Source organism: Micromonospora sp. NPDC047753 (assembly GCF_040642735.1).
Classification (GTDB): domain Bacteria; phylum Actinomycetota; class Actinomycetes; order Mycobacteriales; family Micromonosporaceae; genus Micromonospora.
The window spans coordinates 1-15,558 of sequence record NZ_JBEYSL010000108.1; the positions used below are offsets into that span (position 1 = coordinate 1).

General features: G+C 72.1%; 15 protein-coding genes and 1 tRNA gene. 7 read left to right on the plus strand and 9 right to left on the minus strand.

Annotated elements, in window-relative coordinates:
• Positions 1 to 90: 90 nt before the first annotated feature.
• Complete coding sequence (locus ABZ749_RS12245) at positions 91 to 693, plus strand: hypothetical protein (RefSeq protein WP_357226652.1); 603 nt, start codon at positions 91 to 93, stop codon at positions 691 to 693.
• Positions 694 to 724: 31 nt separating this feature from the next.
• On the opposite strand, the gene rsmI is transcribed toward ABZ749_RS12245, so the two are convergent.
• The gene (gene rsmI, locus ABZ749_RS12250; protein ID WP_357226655.1) at positions 725 to 1,573 is read right to left on the minus strand and encodes a 16S rRNA (cytidine(1402)-2'-O)-methyltransferase; all 849 of its coding nucleotides are present in this window, start codon (positions 1,571 to 1,573) and stop codon (positions 725 to 727) included.
• A gap of 131 nt (positions 1,574 to 1,704) precedes the next feature.
• Here rsmI and ABZ749_RS12255 point away from each other — a divergent pair, with 131 nt between their 5' ends.
• The 3 genes from ABZ749_RS12255 (at position 1,705) to ABZ749_RS12265 (ending at position 5,791) form a co-directional block, all read left to right on the plus strand.
• Positions 1,705 to 3,366, plus strand: a complete 1,662-nt coding sequence (locus ABZ749_RS12255) for a phospholipid carrier-dependent glycosyltransferase (protein WP_357226698.1) — start codon at positions 1,705 to 1,707, stop codon at positions 3,364 to 3,366.
• 365 nt (positions 3,367 to 3,731) lie between these two features.
• The gene (locus ABZ749_RS12260; RefSeq protein ID WP_357226659.1) at positions 3,732 to 5,009 is read left to right on the plus strand and encodes a VWA domain-containing protein; all 1,278 of its coding nucleotides are present in this window, start codon (positions 3,732 to 3,734) and stop codon (positions 5,007 to 5,009) included.
• A complete protein-coding gene (locus ABZ749_RS12265; RefSeq protein ID WP_357226662.1) occupies positions 5,009 to 5,791 on the plus strand; it encodes a peptidase in 783 nt (260 codons plus the stop codon). The genes ABZ749_RS12260 and ABZ749_RS12265 overlap by 1 nt, the downstream gene beginning before the upstream one ends.
• Positions 5,792 to 5,837: 46 nt before the next feature.
• On the opposite strand, the gene ABZ749_RS12270 is transcribed toward ABZ749_RS12265, so the two are convergent.
• Positions 5,838 to 6,107 carry a hypothetical protein gene (locus ABZ749_RS12270; RefSeq protein WP_357207537.1) on the minus strand — a complete coding sequence of 90 codons (270 nt, stop codon included), beginning with the start codon at positions 6,105 to 6,107 and terminating at the stop codon, positions 5,838 to 5,840.
• A 198-nt stretch (positions 6,108 to 6,305) separates the two neighbouring features.
• On the opposite strand from ABZ749_RS12270, the gene ABZ749_RS12275 reads away from it, so the two are divergent.
• Together ABZ749_RS12275 and ABZ749_RS12280 are read left to right on the plus strand one after the other, a co-directional pair.
• Positions 6,306 to 6,962, plus strand: coding sequence for a 4'-phosphopantetheinyl transferase superfamily protein (locus tag ABZ749_RS12275; RefSeq protein ID WP_357226667.1), 657 nt, complete (start codon positions 6,306 to 6,308; stop codon positions 6,960 to 6,962).
• 202 nt (positions 6,963 to 7,164) lie between these two features.
• Positions 7,165 to 7,923, plus strand: a complete 759-nt coding sequence (locus tag ABZ749_RS12280) for a DUF4352 domain-containing protein (RefSeq protein ID WP_357226671.1) — start codon at positions 7,165 to 7,167, stop codon at positions 7,921 to 7,923.
• A 64-nt stretch (positions 7,924 to 7,987) separates the two neighbouring features.
• Here the strand turns inward: ABZ749_RS12280 and ABZ749_RS12285 are convergent, their stop codons facing one another.
• Both ABZ749_RS12285 and ABZ749_RS12290 read right to left on the minus strand, forming a co-directional pair.
• Positions 7,988 to 9,004 carry a hypothetical protein gene (locus ABZ749_RS12285; RefSeq protein ID WP_357226675.1) on the minus strand — a complete coding sequence of 339 codons (1,017 nt, stop codon included), beginning with the start codon at positions 9,002 to 9,004 and terminating at the stop codon, positions 7,988 to 7,990.
• 120 nt (positions 9,005 to 9,124) lie between these two features.
• A complete protein-coding gene (locus ABZ749_RS12290; RefSeq protein WP_357226679.1) occupies positions 9,125 to 10,210 on the minus strand; it encodes a Gfo/Idh/MocA family oxidoreductase in 1,086 nt (361 codons plus the stop codon).
• A 59-nt stretch (positions 10,211 to 10,269) separates the two neighbouring features.
• On the opposite strand from ABZ749_RS12290, the gene ABZ749_RS12295 reads away from it, so the two are divergent.
• Positions 10,270 to 11,004, plus strand: coding sequence for a hypothetical protein (locus ABZ749_RS12295; RefSeq protein ID WP_357226682.1), 735 nt, complete (start codon positions 10,270 to 10,272; stop codon positions 11,002 to 11,004).
• A 104-nt stretch (positions 11,005 to 11,108) separates the two neighbouring features.
• Here the strand turns inward: ABZ749_RS12295 and ABZ749_RS12300 are convergent.
• The 5 genes from ABZ749_RS12300 to ABZ749_RS12320 form a co-directional block, all read right to left on the minus strand.
• Positions 11,109 to 11,182 (minus strand) — tRNA-Ala (locus tag ABZ749_RS12300).
• A 251-nt stretch (positions 11,183 to 11,433) separates the two neighbouring features.
• A complete protein-coding gene (locus tag ABZ749_RS12305; protein ID WP_357226687.1) occupies positions 11,434 to 12,216 on the minus strand; it encodes a hypothetical protein in 783 nt (260 codons plus the stop codon).
• Positions 12,217 to 12,416: 200 nt separating this feature from the next.
• The gene (locus ABZ749_RS12310) at positions 12,417 to 13,067 is read right to left on the minus strand and encodes a GNAT family protein (protein ID WP_357226690.1); all 651 of its coding nucleotides are present in this window, start codon (positions 13,065 to 13,067) and stop codon (positions 12,417 to 12,419) included.
• Between the two features lie 111 nt (positions 13,068 to 13,178).
• On the minus strand, positions 13,179 to 14,492 hold the full coding sequence (glp, locus tag ABZ749_RS12315; RefSeq protein WP_088951399.1) for a gephyrin-like molybdotransferase Glp: 1,314 nt from the start codon (positions 14,490 to 14,492) through the stop codon (positions 13,179 to 13,181).
• On the minus strand, positions 14,489 to 15,451 hold the full coding sequence (locus ABZ749_RS12320; RefSeq protein WP_357226694.1) for a UTP--glucose-1-phosphate uridylyltransferase: 963 nt from the start codon (positions 15,449 to 15,451) through the stop codon (positions 14,489 to 14,491). The genes glp and ABZ749_RS12320 overlap by 4 nt, the downstream gene beginning before the upstream one ends.
• Positions 15,452 to 15,558: the final 107 nt, after the last annotated feature.

Genomic DNA, 15,558 nt, shown 5'->3' on the forward strand with positions numbered 1-15,558 from the left:
GGTACGAGGCAGCGCTGCCGGGCTGGGACCGCCGGACCACCCCTTCGCAGCGGATGGGGGCGCTCGCCGAGTACGTCCGGTGTGCCCCCGGTGCCCGAGCAGGTGCACTGGGACGGCACCCCGATTCGCAAGGACGCGGCACCGGCGCGGTTCCGCGGCTTCCGGCTGGCGCGGCGCCGGGCACCTCACCGCACGCCACTGCCGCCGGACCCGCTGCCCGGGCTCGCCGCGCTGGTGGTGCTGAGCCTGGTCGCGGCCTTCTTCGCCTGGGTCAGCGCCGGCCCGTTCTGGCTAGCGGTCGGGCACGCCCGGACCGGCACCGTGGTGATCGACGGCTGCTCCGGCGACGGTCTCACCCTGCGCTGCCGGGGGATCTTCACGGCCGAGGACGGGCGGTTCATCACCCATGGTGTCCGGGTCAGTGGCGTGCCCGCCGAGGGGAGCACGGCCGGCACCGCGCTGCCGGCACGGATGACCGGCCCGGACAGCGGTACCGCGTACGCGGACGTCGGCGTGGGCCGGCACCTGCGGTGGCTGCCCGGTCTGCTGGTGGTGCTGGCCTGCGCCGCCGGCATCGTCCGGTTGACCGGGTCGGCCCGGCTGCCCGGTCGCCGGCACCGCCGCTGGGCCGTGGCCGCCGCCGTCGCCGGCCCCACACTGATCACCGTCGGCTTCCTGATCGCCGCGTGGTGACCCGGTCGTCCGGCGAGCCGGACCACCTCGATCAGCTGTGCACGATCGTGTAGACGTCCCGGCGGCGCAGCGCGTACTCGGTGGCGACGTCGGTGATGGCGTCCCGGCGGGACCGGCCGGCGGCCTCCCGCTCGGCGACGGCGGCGCGAAGGGTGTCGTCGTCGGGGCGTTCGGCAGCGGTCACCGGGGCTCCGGCCACCACCAGGGTGATCTCTCCACGCGGGTCCCCCTCCGTGGCCCAGAGGGCAAGCTCGCCGAGGGGGCGGCGGAGCACCTCCTCGTAGGTCTTGGTGAGTTCGCGGCAGAGCGCGGCCGGCCGGTCCGCCCCGAACGTGTCGGCCAGGTCGGTGAGCGTCGCCCCGATCCGGTGCGGGGCCTCGAAGAAGACCAGGGTGCGCTCCTCGGCGGCGAGGGCGCGCAACCGGGACCGACGGCCACCGGGGGTGCGCGGCAGGAAGCCCTCGAAGCAGAACCTGTCGCAGGGCAGCCCGGAGACGGCCAGCGCTGTGGTGACCGCGCTGGGCCCGGGGGCGACGGTGACCGGCGCACCGACATCCAACGTGGCACGGACCAGCCGGTAGCCGGGGTCGGAGACGCTGGGCATCCCGCCGTCGGTGACCAGCGCCACCACGTACCCGCTGAGGATGACCTCGACCAGTTCGGGGGTGCGCCGCTCCTCGTTGCCCTCGAAGTAGGAGACGATTCGACCGCCGACGGTGAGGTCGAGATCGCGGGCCAGCCGGGTGAGCCGTCGGGTGTCCTCGGCGGCGACCACGTCGGCACTGATCAGCACCTCCCGGAGTCGGGCCGAGGCGTCGGCGGGGTTGCCGAGCGGGGCACCGAGCAGAATCAGGCGCCCAACTTCGGACATTTCACCCACGAATTCGTCTCCTTCATTGCAGGGAATACCGGTATCAGGGACGACGGGCGCCACCGGACACCTTGGCAGCCTACGATCGCCGGGTGACGAGTGCGTCGACAGCGCAGACCCCGAGCGCCGATCCGGACAAGATGATCCAGGCGACGGGCGAGCCCAGTGCCCCCCAGGAGCCGACGGCACCGAGCGCCGAGGGCGGCGGGGTGGTCGCCGTGGTCCGGCGACGGTTCGCCACCGTCGACACTCAGGCGGACAGGTTCTCCTGGCTGGCCACAGCAGTGGTGGTGGCCATCGCGGCGATCGTGCGCTTCGTCGGGCTGTCCAGCCCGAAGGGCAAGATCTTCGACGAGACGTACTACGCCAAGGACGCCTACGGCCTGATCTCCCGTGGCGTGGAGTGGAACTACAAGGACAACGTCCCGTCGTACGTGGTGCACCCCCCGCTGGGCAAGTGGTTGATCGGCGTCGGCGAGTGGGCCTTCGGCTACCAGGACGCGGATTCGAAGGTCTCCGTTCCCGGTCACCTGATGACCACCGCACCGGAGTTCGGCTGGCGATTCTCGGCGGCGGTGATCGGCACGCTGTCGGTGCTGCTGCTGGTCCGCATCGGTCGGCGGATGTTCCGCTCGACGGTGCTCGGCTGCGCGGCCGGCCTGCTGCTCGCCCTGGACGGCTTCCACCTGGTGCTGTCCCGGGCGGCCCTGCTCGACATCTTCCTGCTGTTCTTCGTGCTGGCGGCGTTCGGCGCACTGGTCCTCGATCGGGACGCCCGCCGTCGACGCTGGGCACGGGCCCTGGACGACGGGCTCGATCCGAGCCAGCCGGGCCGGGCCGGGCGCCCGCCGACCGGTTGGCGCACCTGGCCGTGGTGGCGGCTGGCGGCCGGGGTGCTGATCGGCTGCGCCTGCGCGGTGAAGTGGAGCGCCCTGTACTTCGTGCCGGCCTTCGCGCTGCTGGTGCTCTTCTGGGAGGTCGGCGTCCGCCGCTCGGCGGGGGTCCGCCGGCCCTGGCGGGACGCGCTCGTCGACGAGCTGCCCTGGCTGGTGCTCGCCGGCGTGCTGATGGTGGGCACCTACCTCGCCACCTGGTCGGGCTGGCTGCTCACCGACGACGGTTACTACCGGCTCGCGTCGGCCTACCCGAGCGCACCCCTCAGCGATCGCCCGTTCATCGGCCCGCTGATCAACCTCTTCGAATACCACCGCGCGGCGTACGGCTTCCACGCCCAGCTTGATGACGCGCACAAGTACCAGTCGTGGCCGTGGCAGTGGCTGCTGTTGGGCCGGCCGGTGGCGTTCCACTACGCCGGCGACGGCGTCTGCGGCGCGGCGAGCTGCGCTTCGGAGATTCTGCTGCTCGGCACCCCGCTGCTCTGGTGGTCGTTCCTGCCGGCTCTGGTGGCGCTGGCCTGGCTGGGTGTGGCCCGTCGGGACTGGCGGGCCGGCGCGATCCTGCTCACCGTGGCCGCGGGGCTGCTGCCGTGGTTCTGGTTCGCTCTCGACGGCCGGACGATGTTCTCGTTCTATGCCGCGCCGGCGGTGCCGTTCCTGGTGCTGGCCGTGGTGTATGTGCTGGGCGCGCTGATCGCGCCCGCCGGGGGTGACGTGGGTACGGTGACGCCGCTGGTGCCCGGTGACCCGGCTTATGAGCGCCGACTGGTGGGCAGCATCGCGGCGGGGGCGTACGTGCTGCTGGTGGCGCTCTGCTTCGCGTACTTCTATCCGATTTTTGTCGGCCGGGTGATTCCGTACTCGGACTGGCTGTCCCGGATGTGGCTCGACGGTCGGTGGATATAAGCATCGACAGGCGACGCGCCGCACAGCGCGACGGAAGAAGGGCCCGCACGCCGAAGCGTGCGGGCCCTTCTTGACAAAGACGCGCGCCCCGATCGCCTGCCACGGGGGAAGCGGGCGATTGGGGCGCGCATGAAGAGCTTAACCACCGCGCACCACCGGCACAACGGGTCGACTTGGGTCAGATTTCCGACGGAGGCTGGCCGAGCCGACCCCTTCCCTCTCAGAGTTGACCGAGGGTGACCCGGCATGGACCCTGAGCGCAGGTGCCGCCGATCAGAGGCGAACCCCGACGTGGGTGGCGTCGCCGTTTCCGCGCGCCCGCACCCAAACGATCATCCAAAGTGGATCTCACTACACTGCGGATCGTGATCAACTTCAGACGATCGACGGCGGTCCTTCTCGGACTGTTGGCGACCACCGCGCTGACCGGCCCGGCACAGGCCGACGAGGAGCCGGCGCCCGAGCCGCCCCGGGTCGAGCTGGTGCTCGACGTCAGCGGGTCGATGCGCGCCGCCGACATCGACGGACGCACCCGGATCTCGGTCGCCCAGCAGGCATTCAATGAAGTGGTTGACGCGCTGCCCGAGGAGACACAGCTCGGCATCCGGGTGCTCGGCGCGACCTACCGCGGCAAGGACAAGAAGGTCGGTTGCCAGGACACCCAGCAGATCGTGCCGGTCGGGCCGGTGAACCGGTCCGCCGCCAAGGCGGCGGTGGCGACACTTCGGCCGACCGGGTTCACTCCGGTCGGGCTTGCGCTGCGCTCCGCCGCGCAGGACCTGGGCGCCGGGGCCACCACCCGGCGGATCGTGCTGATCACCGACGGCGAGGACACCTGCGCTCCGCCGGACCCGTGCGAGGTGGCCCGGGAACTGGCCGCCCAGGGCACCAGCCTGGTCGTCGACACCCTCGGCCTGGCCCCCGACGACAAGGTTCGCCGACAACTGCTCTGCATCGCCAGCGCCACCGGCGGGACCTACACCGCCGCGCAGAGCGCCGAGGAGCTGACCGACCGGATCAAACAGCTCGTCGAGCGGGCCGGAGACACGCACACCCGGGCCCCGACAGTTGTCGGCGGCACGAGCGCGTGCGACTCGGCGCCACTGCTCGCCCCCGGCGTCTACGCCGACCGGGAGGCGTTCTCCGAGCATCGCTACTACCGGGTGCCGATCCGCCCCGGGCAGGAGCTGCGAGCTTCGGTGAGCATGGCGCTGGACCGGGCCGTCAACCGGGACTACGGGGTGCTGCTGCGGGCCACCGCGGCCGACGGCCGGGAACTCGTCCGCGGCGCGGACGCCGGCAGCGGGCGGGCCGACGTGCTCTCCGCCGGGCTGCGCTGGTCGGCCACCGCCGACGACGAGGATGCCGCCGAGACCGAGCAGAGCGCCGCGCCGGTCATCGAACCCACCACCGTCTGCCTGGTGGTCAGCAATTCGTTCGCCCCGCGTCCCGGCACCGCGGCCACCCCCGGCATGCCGGTGGAGTTGACCATCGACGTGGTCGCCGCCGCACCCGCACCGGACGGACCGGACCTCGGCCGGGGCTGGGTGCTGCTCGCGCTGCTCACCATCGCCGGTCTGCTCACCGGCCTGCTCGCCGGTCTGCTCACCCGCTGGTGGGTCGCCACCTGGAGGGAAAACTGATGCGTACCGCACTGTTCCGGTCGATGGCGGCGCTGCTCGCCGCCGGCACGGCCGCTCTGCTCCCCACGGCGGCCGCCGCCGCACCAACCCCCTCCCCGGGTGCCACGCCGGTGAACCGTGCCGGCACGTCGTTCCTCACCGCCACCCCGATCACCGCCGGACAACCGGTACGGGTGGATGCCTCGATCGGCGATCACCTCTACTGGTCGTTCCCGGCGACGGCCGGCCAGGTGCACGAGATCAGCGCCACCGTCACCTTCCCGAAGGGACGCAGCGGCGCCTCCACCTGGACGATGGACGTCTTCGACGGGCTGCGCCGACGCCAGGCGTGCACGGCGGGGGCCCAGACCCCGACAGTGGACGCGAAGGCGTCGAACGTGGTGCTGGGTTGCACGCTGCGCGAGGTGCGGCCGTGGGCGGAGCCCTGGTCGGCCGACCCGCTGCCCGGCACGTACGTCGTCCGACTCTCGGTGATCGAGCTGCCGGAGCCGGATCTGGGTGCGCCGATCGACGTCGATCTGCTGGTGGGCACCATCGCCGACCGGGGCGCCTCGGCTGACGACGGCGAATTGGCCGCCCCGCTGGTGCCGAACACCAAGGCCGGCACGGTGCTCAACGCCGTACCCCCGGTGGACGCGGAGGCCGACGACGAGAGCGGCTCGCTGACGGACTGGTTGCCGGATCTCGGCTCGCGCTGGGTCTGGACCGGCATCGGCGGCGCGCTCGCCGCGGTGGCCGGCGTGTTCGGATTCGCGCTGACCCGACGCCCTCGACGTCGCTGAGACGCCCCCTCTGGTGGCCCCGCCCAGCGGCGGGGCCACCAGAGGTTCAGCGCCGCCGGGAGCCGCGCGGCAACCAGCCGATGAACCTGTCCTGGAGCGACATCACCGGAGCCGCGCGCAGATCCTCGGTGGCGGCGGCGAGGCAGGAGCCCAGATAGACGCTGAGCATGGCGCGGTCACCTCCGTACTCCGCCAGCAGCCGGGTGCGCTTCGTCGCGCACGGCCACTCGTCACCGCAGGAGCCGCAGCTCCAGCAGGGGGTCTTTGGGGCGTGTTCGTCGGCCCGCACCCCCGGCCGTTCCAGACCATCGGTCATCGCACGTCCTTCCAGATGTCCACGGGACTGGCGGCTGCCGTGCCGGCCAGCATTGATGGTGGTCCCCCCGGAGCCATCAGGGAGAGCGCTGCGCGTCCCTCCGGTGTTACATCTTTGCGGTACCTTCGTCCGTCGTGGGAGTCGGAAATTTGACGGTTAACGTGATGCGTCATTCCTACCGACCAGTAGGTCACCGGAATGCGTGACCTGCTGCCATCGACGGTCGCCGTCGCCGTCGCCGGGCCGGAGGACTGGACGGGAGAGTTGCTCCCCGCTGAGCAGGCATGCCTCGGCGAGCGGGCGGTGCAGACCCGTCGGCGGGACTTTGCCGCAGGCAGGATTTGCGCCCGCAGGGCACTGCGCGACCTCGGCCTGCCGTCGACCGCCGTGCCGGCCGCCGCCGACCGCGCGCCGGTCTGGCCGGCCGGGATCGTCGGCAGCATCACCCACACCGCCGGCTACTGCGCCGCAGCGGCGGCGCACACCACCGACATCCGGTCCGTCGGAATGGATGCCGAGCAGCACCGCGAGGTCAATCCGGGAGTACGCCGACTCGTGCTGCTGCCCGAGGAGGAGGCCATCTGCGCCCGGCTGCCCAGCGGCACCTACTGGCCGATCGTGCTGTTCAGCGCGAAGGAGACCGTCTACAAGGTGTGGCATCCGGTCGTCCGTGGCTGGTTGGACTTCCACGACGCCCAACTCGACATCGATCCGGATGCCGGCACCTTCACTGCCCGGATCGCGTCGGCCCGGGTGGACGCGGCGGGGGTCGACGACCCACCGGCATCGATCAGCGGCCGGTTCGTGATCGCCGACGGGCTGGTCCGCACCGCCGCCGTGCTTCCGGCGCGTTGACCTCGCCCGGTTACTCATAGCGATGAATGGAATACCGATCCACATTGGCTATCGGTGACCAGTTGAACACCGTCCACGCTGGCCAGATGGGTTTCGCATCCTCGCGGTGGGAAGCCCTCCAGCGTGGCGATCGGACGCTCCGCCACCCACGGTAACGTCGAAGAGTTCTCGCACCGCACGTACCGAAGCGTCAAGGAGTACGGTGACCCACCCCCAGCCTCGCGCCACGCCGCACGACCCCCGACAGCCGAACCCGCAGCCGCCGACCCGCTCGTTCGCGGCGACACCGCAGCCGCCGTTCTCGGGGGCTGCGTACCCGGCGGCCGGCGGGAACACGGGCGATGGCGGCGGATATCGGGCACCCGGCGGCTCCGGCTACCCGATCATCGCACCACCACCGGCGCTGACGGACCGCGCCAAGAAGTCCGTCGTGGTCGTGGCGGTCACCGCGGCCGTACTCACCCTGCTCACCTGCGCCGGCGGCATCGTGGCGGTCGTCATCGGCACCAAGGGCACCTCGACCACGGTGAGCGAGGCACAGGCCACCCCGCCGACGAACGCCGACACCCGCGGGATGTCGCCGGGCGACACCCTGGTCGTCAACCGCGAGGCCGGCACCGTCGAGATCACCGTGACGAAGTTCAGCAGCGCCACCAAACCCTGCAAGTCCCACGGACTGAAGCCCGGCGAGGGCTTGTACGTGATCGCCGACGTGACGGTGGCTGTCACCAAGGGCACCGCGTCGACGAACCCGCTCTACTTCCAGTGGGTCGCCGCCGACGGCACCAAGACCACAGCGATCGGTGGAGCCTTCTCCGGCTGTGGCAAACCGATGCCGGCCGTCGACGACCTGACCGCCGGCACCAGAAGCACCGGCAGCGTGGTGTTCGACGTGCACGACACCTCCGGCGCGCTGGAGTACCACGACCAGTTCCAGACCGCCGGTTCCTGGAAGCCGTGACGCGCTGACACGACGTGGGGCCGACCCGTCCGGGCCGGCCCCACGCGGTGGGCGATTCGGCGGGTCAGCAGCCCGTCCAGCGCACCGGGGTCACCCGGTCGGCGAGGACGTTGCGGAACCCGACGATGGTGCCCGAGTCGGAGATGGACCGCGCACCGACGACCACCCCGGTGCCGCCGCCCGGCAGGACCCGGGAGGTGGAGCCCCGGGCAACACGGTCACCACCCACCACGACGCCCTTGGCGTTGACGTCGGCCAATGCTGGCATTTCCTGGTCGAGCAACGTGTGCGAGCCGTTGCGAAGGTCCCACCGCACCCTGGCCGAGGTGGTGCCGTTCAGCCAGGCCTGACCGATCGCCCAGCGACCCGCCGCCGCGCCAGCCGTGCTCCACTCGGCGCCGGGGATCGTGAGCGCGTCGATCCGGCCGTTCGGCCGGCGGACCCAGCTGTTCCAGTCTCCGAAGGGTCCGGCGCTGCCGACGATGGTCCCGTTGTCGGTGATCCCACCAGCCTGCGCGTCGACCGGGGCGTCGAGCACCTCCACAGTGCCCGGACGGGCGGCCGGCCAGCGCAACGCGACCAGTTGCCCGGGGACGATGTCCGAGCCGTAACCGACGATGTCGCCGGCATCGTTGATGGCGCTGACGAAGATGCCGGTGGACGGCAGCACCGGCAACTGCTCGAGCTTGCCGTTGCGGTACCTCCACGGCTGCCCGTAGCCGCCCTCCGCCGATCCGTTGCCGATCACGACGCCGTCGGCGTTGATGTCGACGGGGGTGTCCGTGCTCTTCGACTCCAGTTCGGTGACCCGCTGCCCGTCCCAGAACAGCAGCAGATACTGGTTGTCGGTCTCACGGACCCGCAGCGCGGTGCCCGCGACGTAGCGCCCCGTCGGGTCGACCGCGTTCGCATCGGCCCGATACGTGTCGGTCGGGTACGGCAGCGTGCTGATCCTGCAGGTGCGGGGGGTCGCCCCGCTGGGCGCGGCGGTCGCCGTAGCGGAGACGGCGACCCCGAGAGAGGTGGCCAGCAGACCGGTCGCGGTGGCTGCGAGCATCCGGCGTCGAGTGCTTCGGTTCATCCTTGCTCCCCGTGTGGGGCCCGGGTACTCCCAGGCATCTGATTGATACCTGGCTTCACAGGTGAGCTGGCTGCACGGTTGCGCACTGTCAGCCAAGAGACAACAGCGGAACCGCCGGAGTTACCGCCCCCATGCCTCGGTGGCGGTGACGACCGGGCGGCCGGTGCGTACCGACTCCTCGACGGCGAGGCTGATCAGGTGGTCCTGGCAGGCTTCGGCAAGCGGGTACGGAGCCGGGCCTTCCTCCCGCGCCCACGCCCCGGCACGGGCGACGATGTCGGCCACCGCGATGTCGTCGTCGGACATTCCGCTGCCGACGAACGGGTTGCGGTAGACGACGTCGCCGTCGAAGCTGATGTGCTTGAGGTCGAGCCCTTCCAGGTTGAGGTCGAGACCGGTCTGCCGCCGGGTCAGGAACGACTCCACCGGCGTGCTCGGGTCGATCAGGCGGACCACCCGGTCGTCCACCAACTCACCGCGCGAGCCCCGGACCACCAACCGGCGGGTGCGCAGCGGGTTCCACCACTGGTTGTCGGTGAAGTCGTACAACCCCATCCGCCCGCCGAAGTCAATGGTCGCGAGGGTGGTGGAGAGGTGCTGCGGGGTGTCGTCGCCGCTCCAGCCGGCCGGCGAGAGCGGGTTGGCCAGCGGCGCGACGAAGGCGCGCGCGCTCACCTCGGTGCTCTCGTGACCGACGCCGAGCAGACCCCGGATCAGTGAGACCGCGTGGTACAGGTGGGTCGAGGAGATCTGGACCGAGGTCGGCTCACCGAGCACCCCGGAGCGGACCAACGCCAGCCGCGCCGCGTGCCCGGGCATCAGCAGGTACTGCTCGGCGACCTGCACCAGGCCGCTGCCTCCGACGTCAGCCCAGAGCGAGCGCAGACCCGCCAGGTCGGGGGCGGGCGGCGTCTCGGCGAGCACCGGTACGCCGGCCGCGACCAGCTCCCGGGTCGCCTCGGGCGTCACCGGCCACGGCACCGACACGATGACGAAGTCCGGCCGCTCGTGGGCGAGCATCTCCGCTGCCGTGCGGAAGGTCGACACGCCCCAGTCGGCCGTCACGGCGGCGCCCCGTGATTCGGTACGCGTCACCACCCCGGTCACCCGGAAATTGTCGGGGAGCAGCCGGGCCAGGCGTAGGAAGAACTCACCTCGCCAGCCGCTGCCGATGATGCCGAACCGGGTCTGGGCCACCGAAGTCATCTGGGCTCCTCACGTAGAGGTCCGGATGCTAACCGTTCCACTTCGCTACGGTTGCGCTGATGAACACCGAGCCGTTGCGGGCCGCGCCCGTGCTGGTGCCCGACGCGGGACCACCCCTGGACTACTACCTGGTCCTACCTCGACCCGACGACAGCGCCCCGGCCACCACTGTGGACGGGATAGTCGTCGAGGAGTTCACCCGCCACCACGACTTCACCACGACAGGGCTGGACAACGCGGCCTGGACACCGGAGGCCGGCTGGTGGAGTTCCGCCGCGCTGAGCCGCGCCATGCGTACCGACCCCGAGGTGTTGACCCGGGTGCTCCCCACCTCCCGCCGTGAGGCCGAGGACGTCCACCGCGCGCTCGATGGCGGGCAACTGCCGGCCGAGGCGGTGCTTCGTACGCACTTCCTCGACCATCAACCGATCGCCGCCGCCCCGCCGCTGCGGCTCGGCCCGACGCAGCCACCGGCCGGCTTCCACGAGCGGCGGGTGTACCGCGTCCTCTTCGCCAAGGATCTCCGCGCCGAGCAGGTGGCGAGCCTCCGGACGGCCTGGCGGACACCGGCGGACGGCACTGTCGCGTCCGCCGCGAGCGGTCGTCTCGACGAGCACGGCGACCGGTTCACCTGGGATCTGCGCCGCGTCGGCCACTCCCTCGCCTGGTCTCTCGACGTGACCGCGCTGCTGGGGACCGACGCCACCGCGGCGCTCGGCTCGACCCTGTCCGAGCTGACGAACGTCCTGCGCCAGCACGGCCTGATACCGGTGACGACCGAACGCTTCGCCTAGGTGGATCAACGCCGGGTCGTCACGACCTGGCCCTGGGTCGGTCACGCACCCCGAAGATCGCAAAAGGCCGTCTCCGACTCGCGGAAACGGCCTTTGACCTGGGGTGGAGCTGAGGGGATTTGAACCCCTGACCCCCTCGATGCGAACGAGGTGCGCTACCAGTCTGCGCCACAGCCCCCCGCCGGCGAACCGGCTTCGGTCCCACCCGGCTTACACCGGGCGGGCCGGCAGCAAGGCTAACAGGTCGTCGGCCTCCACCGCGAATCCGCCCCCGGCCCGGCGCTCCGGCCGGTCCAGAGATCGACTCGGGCTCCTGGAAATCGGGGCATCCCGGACGCCCCAACCACCCGACTTCCAGGAACCCGAGTCGATCAAGCCAGCCCGGGCGCGGCCGGGGCCGAGGCACGGCCAGGCGCGGCCGGGGCCGGGTCAGGCGCCTCGGCCGGCCTCGTAGGGGCGGCCACGCAGGCCGCCCGACCGCCGGTAAGAGACCGATCCACCGTTGACCGCCGCTGGCAGGTCTCCCGGCCGGTCCAGGCCCATGGCGGCTCGGCGTACCCCTTCGCGCTGGGCGGCGAGGCGGCGCTGCGCCTCCCGGCGGGCCGCGGCCCTACGGGCCTGCTCCCGACGTACCTCGGCCTGCCGGGCGGCCAACCAGGCGGCCTCCCGGGCTCGGGCGCGGCGGCGGCGGCGCCCGGCCAGGGCCTGACCCCGCAGGTGCACGACGTAGAGGGCCAGGAGGAGGAAGGTGACCCCGAAGCCGACCCAGAAGCCGGGGCTGACGAACAGCACACCGATCAACTCGACGACGTTGAGGAGCAGCAGGGCGGCGAGCACGCGGCGACGGCGGTAGACGGCGGGGGTGTGCTGCCGGCGCGGCGGCGGGCGGCGACGGGACCGCTTCGGCGCGGCGGGCACGGCCCGCAGTCGACCGGAGCGGCGGACGGCCGGCGGCGCGGAGACCGGCGCACCCAACACACCGGTAGTCGCATCTTCACTGAGGGTGACAACCAGTGAGCGCGGAGGATGGACGGGTCGCCGTCCCGGCACAGTGCGGCGCCGTCGGCGGCGCTGGAGCACCCGCGCCGTCGACTGCGCCCGCTCCGCCACCAGCCGCTCGGTGGCGTCGTACCGGCGAACCAACGCCGGGGCCAGGGCGAGCAGGCCGGCGGCGGCGAGGACGGCGAGGAGCACCGAGGTCGGCACCCTCACCCCTCCCGTCACCGAATTCGAAGCAACCGCCACCCGACCGCAGGATCTTCCATCGATCACGCCTGGGCGCGTGGATCGTCCGGCCGGGGAGCGCTTGCCGCAGCTTGCAGTTACTTGAGGTTACGGCGCACCGACCGGGTTGCCACCGCGCCGCGCCGATCCCGTCCGTGGGACGAGTGGGCGGATGTCGGGAAATCCTCCTACCGCGCGTTGGCGCGAACCCGGTGCCAGCGGGCCAGCAGGCCACCCTCGGCGGCGATCTCCTCACTCGTCATCGCGTACCCGATGTGGTCCCGCCAGGCGCCGTCGATGTGCATGTAGCGCACGTGGTACGACTCCTCGCGGAAGCCCAACTTCTCCACCACCCGCCGGGACGGCTGGTTCTCCGGACGGATGTTCACCTCCACCCGGTGCAGCCCGCCCGGGCCGAACGCGTGGTCCACGGCGAGCGCCAGCGCAGTCGGGATCACACCCTGGCCGGCGGCCCGGGCGTCCACCCAGTAGCCGACGTAGCCGGAGCAGAGCGCCCGCCGCACGATGCTGCCCACGTTGATGTGCCCGACCAGCCGGTCCCGGTCGGCCTCACGCAGGCAGACCGCGAACGGCATGCCCTCACCCTCGCGGGCCGAGCGCCGCTGGTCACGGTGCACCCAGCGGAACGCGGCCGGCGAGTTCATCTCGTCCCAGCCGCCGGGCAGTGACGACTCCCAGGGCGCCAGCCAGGCCCGGTTGGCCCGCCGCACCTCCGACCACGCCGCCGCGTCGGAGCGCCGGTACGGCCGCAGCAGCACTGGGCCGTCGGCCAGTTCCACCGGCCAGCCCTGCGCCCGCGCGGGTCCGAAGAGACTCACCTGGACAGTCTCCCGCGCGGGACCGTGTCGCGCACAAGTGGCCTCACCGCGTTCACCGCACAGATCCGACGATCACCCGACGCGGGCCGCGAGCGGGCCGGCCGGGAGGCGTCACCGGCGGCGGTCCAGCAGCAGGACGTCCACTGTGGAGCCGGCCGCGGCCGTGGTGACCCGCTCGCCGAGCACCAGCAGCCCGTTGGCCTCGGCCAACCCGGATAGGGTGAACGGTCCGCCGCTGAGCGGCTGGACCGTGTACCCGCCGCCGCGCCGCTCGGCGACGTGCGCCGGCCGGAACTCGCGAAGCCCGGTCGGCGACGACACGGTCTCCAGCAGGTGTGCCCGCACACTGGGTCGGAACACCGGTTCGGCACCGGCGAGCAGTTGGATGGCGGGGCGGGCCAGCACCTCGAAGCCGATCAACGCGGCACCCGGGTCGCCGGGCAGGCAGACCACCGGCACCTCCTCGGCGCCGACAGTGCCGAACCCGAGCGCGGTGCCGGGGTAGAGCGCCACGTCGGTGAAGGTGACCGGCCCGGCGCGACCGCCCTCACGGCGGGAGAGGATCCGACGCACCATGTCTCCGGGGCCGGTGCCGGTGCCCCCGGTCGTGATGATCAGGTCGGCACGCAGCGTCTGGTCCTCCAGCAGCCCGCGCAGCCCCTCCGGGTCGTCGTCGCAGATTCCCACCCGGTATGCCAGCGCACCCACCTCGGCCGCCGCGGCGGTCAGGGCGTGCGAGTTCGCGTCCACCACCTGACCGGGCTGACTGCCCCGGCCGACGTCGACGAGTTCGTCACCGGTGGCCACGATGACCACCCGTGGACTGGGCCGGACCACCACGTGCCCGATGCCGGTCGCCGCGAAGACGGCGACCAGGGCCGGGGACACGTAGGTGCCGGCCCGAGCGAGCAGGGTGCCGACGGGCAGCTCCTCACCCGCTCGGCGTACCCCGTACCCCCGTTTGGGGGTGCGGAAGATCTCCACTGCGGCCATGCCCTGGTCGGTCCACTCCACCGGGACCACGACGTCAGCGGCGACCGGCAGCGGCGCCCCGGCGGCCACCGAGAAGCACGAGCCGGGGGTGAGCCGGACCGGCCGCCAGCTCGCGGCGCCGAGATCGCCGACCACGTTGAGCCGGATGGTGCGACCGCCGGGCGTGCCGGAGGGGGCCGGGACGTAGCTCGGCCCCCTCCCCCCTCCGGAGATGTCCTCCCAGCGCGCGGCGTAGCCGTCCACGGCCGCCTGGTCGAAGGCCGGGAAGGCGTGCGGCGCGACGACGTCCTCGGCGAGGACGTTGCCGTGCGCCTGGGTGAGGTCGAGGTCGAGTGGCGGCAGCGCGCGCAACCTGCGCAGCACGCTGCCCAGGTAGTCGGCGAGCGGCGTCAACTCGTTCGCGGCCGCCTCGGCGTCGGCCGTCGCTGTCATGTACCAGATCCGCCTGCCGCGTCGGCCTTGACGAAGTCGGCCAGCCAGGACCGGAACTCGGTGCCCAGGTCCTCGCGCTCGGCGGCGATCTGCACCACCGTCTGGAGGTATCCCAGCGGCATGCCGGTGTCGTAGCGGGTGCCCCGGTAGACGATCGCGTGCACCGGGGTGCCCTCGGTACGCAGCAGCTCCATCGCGTCGGTCAGCTGGATCTCGCCGCCGCTGCCCGGCTTGGTCCGCCGGATCGCGTCGAAGATCTTGCCCGGCAGCACGTAGCGGCCGAGCACCGCCAGGTTGCTCGGGGCGTCCTCCGGCTGCGGCTTCTCCACCATCCCGGTCACCTTGACGACCTCGCCGATGTCGGTCAGCTCCGACTCGGCCGGCTCGACGGAGGCGATCCCGTACCGCTTGGTCTCGGACGGGTCGACCTCGAAGAAGGCGAGCACCACACCGCCGGTGCGGGCCTGCAACTCCAGCATCGCCGGCAGCAGCGGCTCCGACGGCTTGACGAACTCGTCGCCGAGCAGCACCGCGAAGGCGTCGTCGCCGACGTGCGACTCGGCGTACCCGATGGCGTGGCCGAGCCCGAGCTGCTCGGGCTGCCGCACGGTGTAGATCTCGGCCAGCTCGCTGGGCCGACGTACGGCGGCCAGCCGCTCGGAGTCGCCCTTCTCCTCCAACCTGGTCTCCAGGTCCGGGCGACGGTCGAAGTGGTCCACCATCGACGTCTTACCCCGACCGGTGATCAGCAACACGTCACCGATGCCAGCCTGCGTGGCCTCCTCGACGATGTACTGCAACACCGGCCGATCCACCACCGGCAGCAGTTCCTTGGGCACCGCCTTGGTGGCCGGCAGGAACCGGGTGGCCAGTCCGGCGGCCGGGATGACGGCCTTGACCGCCAGGGGACGGCCGTTTGCGGCGACCGTCGATGAGGGGTTCGCTGAGTGCTCCGACATGCCGCGAGACTATCGGCCACGGCTCTGCCGCGGCGGGTGTGGCCCAGAAGACGCGCCGCCACCCGGCCCCGGCCCCGGCCGCGCCGCGTCCGGGCCGGCCCGCTCCG

What these genes read in the sequence shown, in the direction of transcription:
- ABZ749_RS12265 (WP_357226662.1), top strand. Translation starts at nt 5,009, where the DNA reads ATGCGTACCGCACTGTTCCGGTCGATGGCGGCGCTGCTCGCCGCCGGC.
- ABZ749_RS12270 (WP_357207537.1), bottom strand. Translation starts at nt 6,107, where the DNA reads ATGACCGATGGTCTGGAACGGCCGGGGGTGCGGGCCGACGAACACGCC.
- ABZ749_RS12255 (WP_357226698.1), top strand. Translation starts at nt 1,705, where the DNA reads ATGATCCAGGCGACGGGCGAGCCCAGTGCCCCCCAGGAGCCGACGGCA.
- ABZ749_RS12275 (WP_357226667.1), top strand. Translation starts at nt 6,306, where the DNA reads ATGCGTGACCTGCTGCCATCGACGGTCGCCGTCGCCGTCGCCGGGCCG.
- glp (WP_088951399.1), bottom strand. Translation starts at nt 14,492, where the DNA reads ATGACAGCGACGGCCGACGCCGAGGCGGCCGCGAACGAGTTGACGCCG.
- ABZ749_RS12285 (WP_357226675.1), bottom strand. Translation starts at nt 9,004, where the DNA reads ATGAACCGAAGCACTCGACGCCGGATGCTCGCAGCCACCGCGACCGGT.
- ABZ749_RS12320 (WP_357226694.1), bottom strand. Translation starts at nt 15,451, where the DNA reads ATGTCGGAGCACTCAGCGAACCCCTCATCGACGGTCGCCGCAAACGGC.
- ABZ749_RS12290 (WP_357226679.1), bottom strand. Translation starts at nt 10,210, where the DNA reads ATGACTTCGGTGGCCCAGACCCGGTTCGGCATCATCGGCAGCGGCTGG.
- ABZ749_RS12295 (WP_357226682.1), top strand. Translation starts at nt 10,270, where the DNA reads ATGAACACCGAGCCGTTGCGGGCCGCGCCCGTGCTGGTGCCCGACGCG.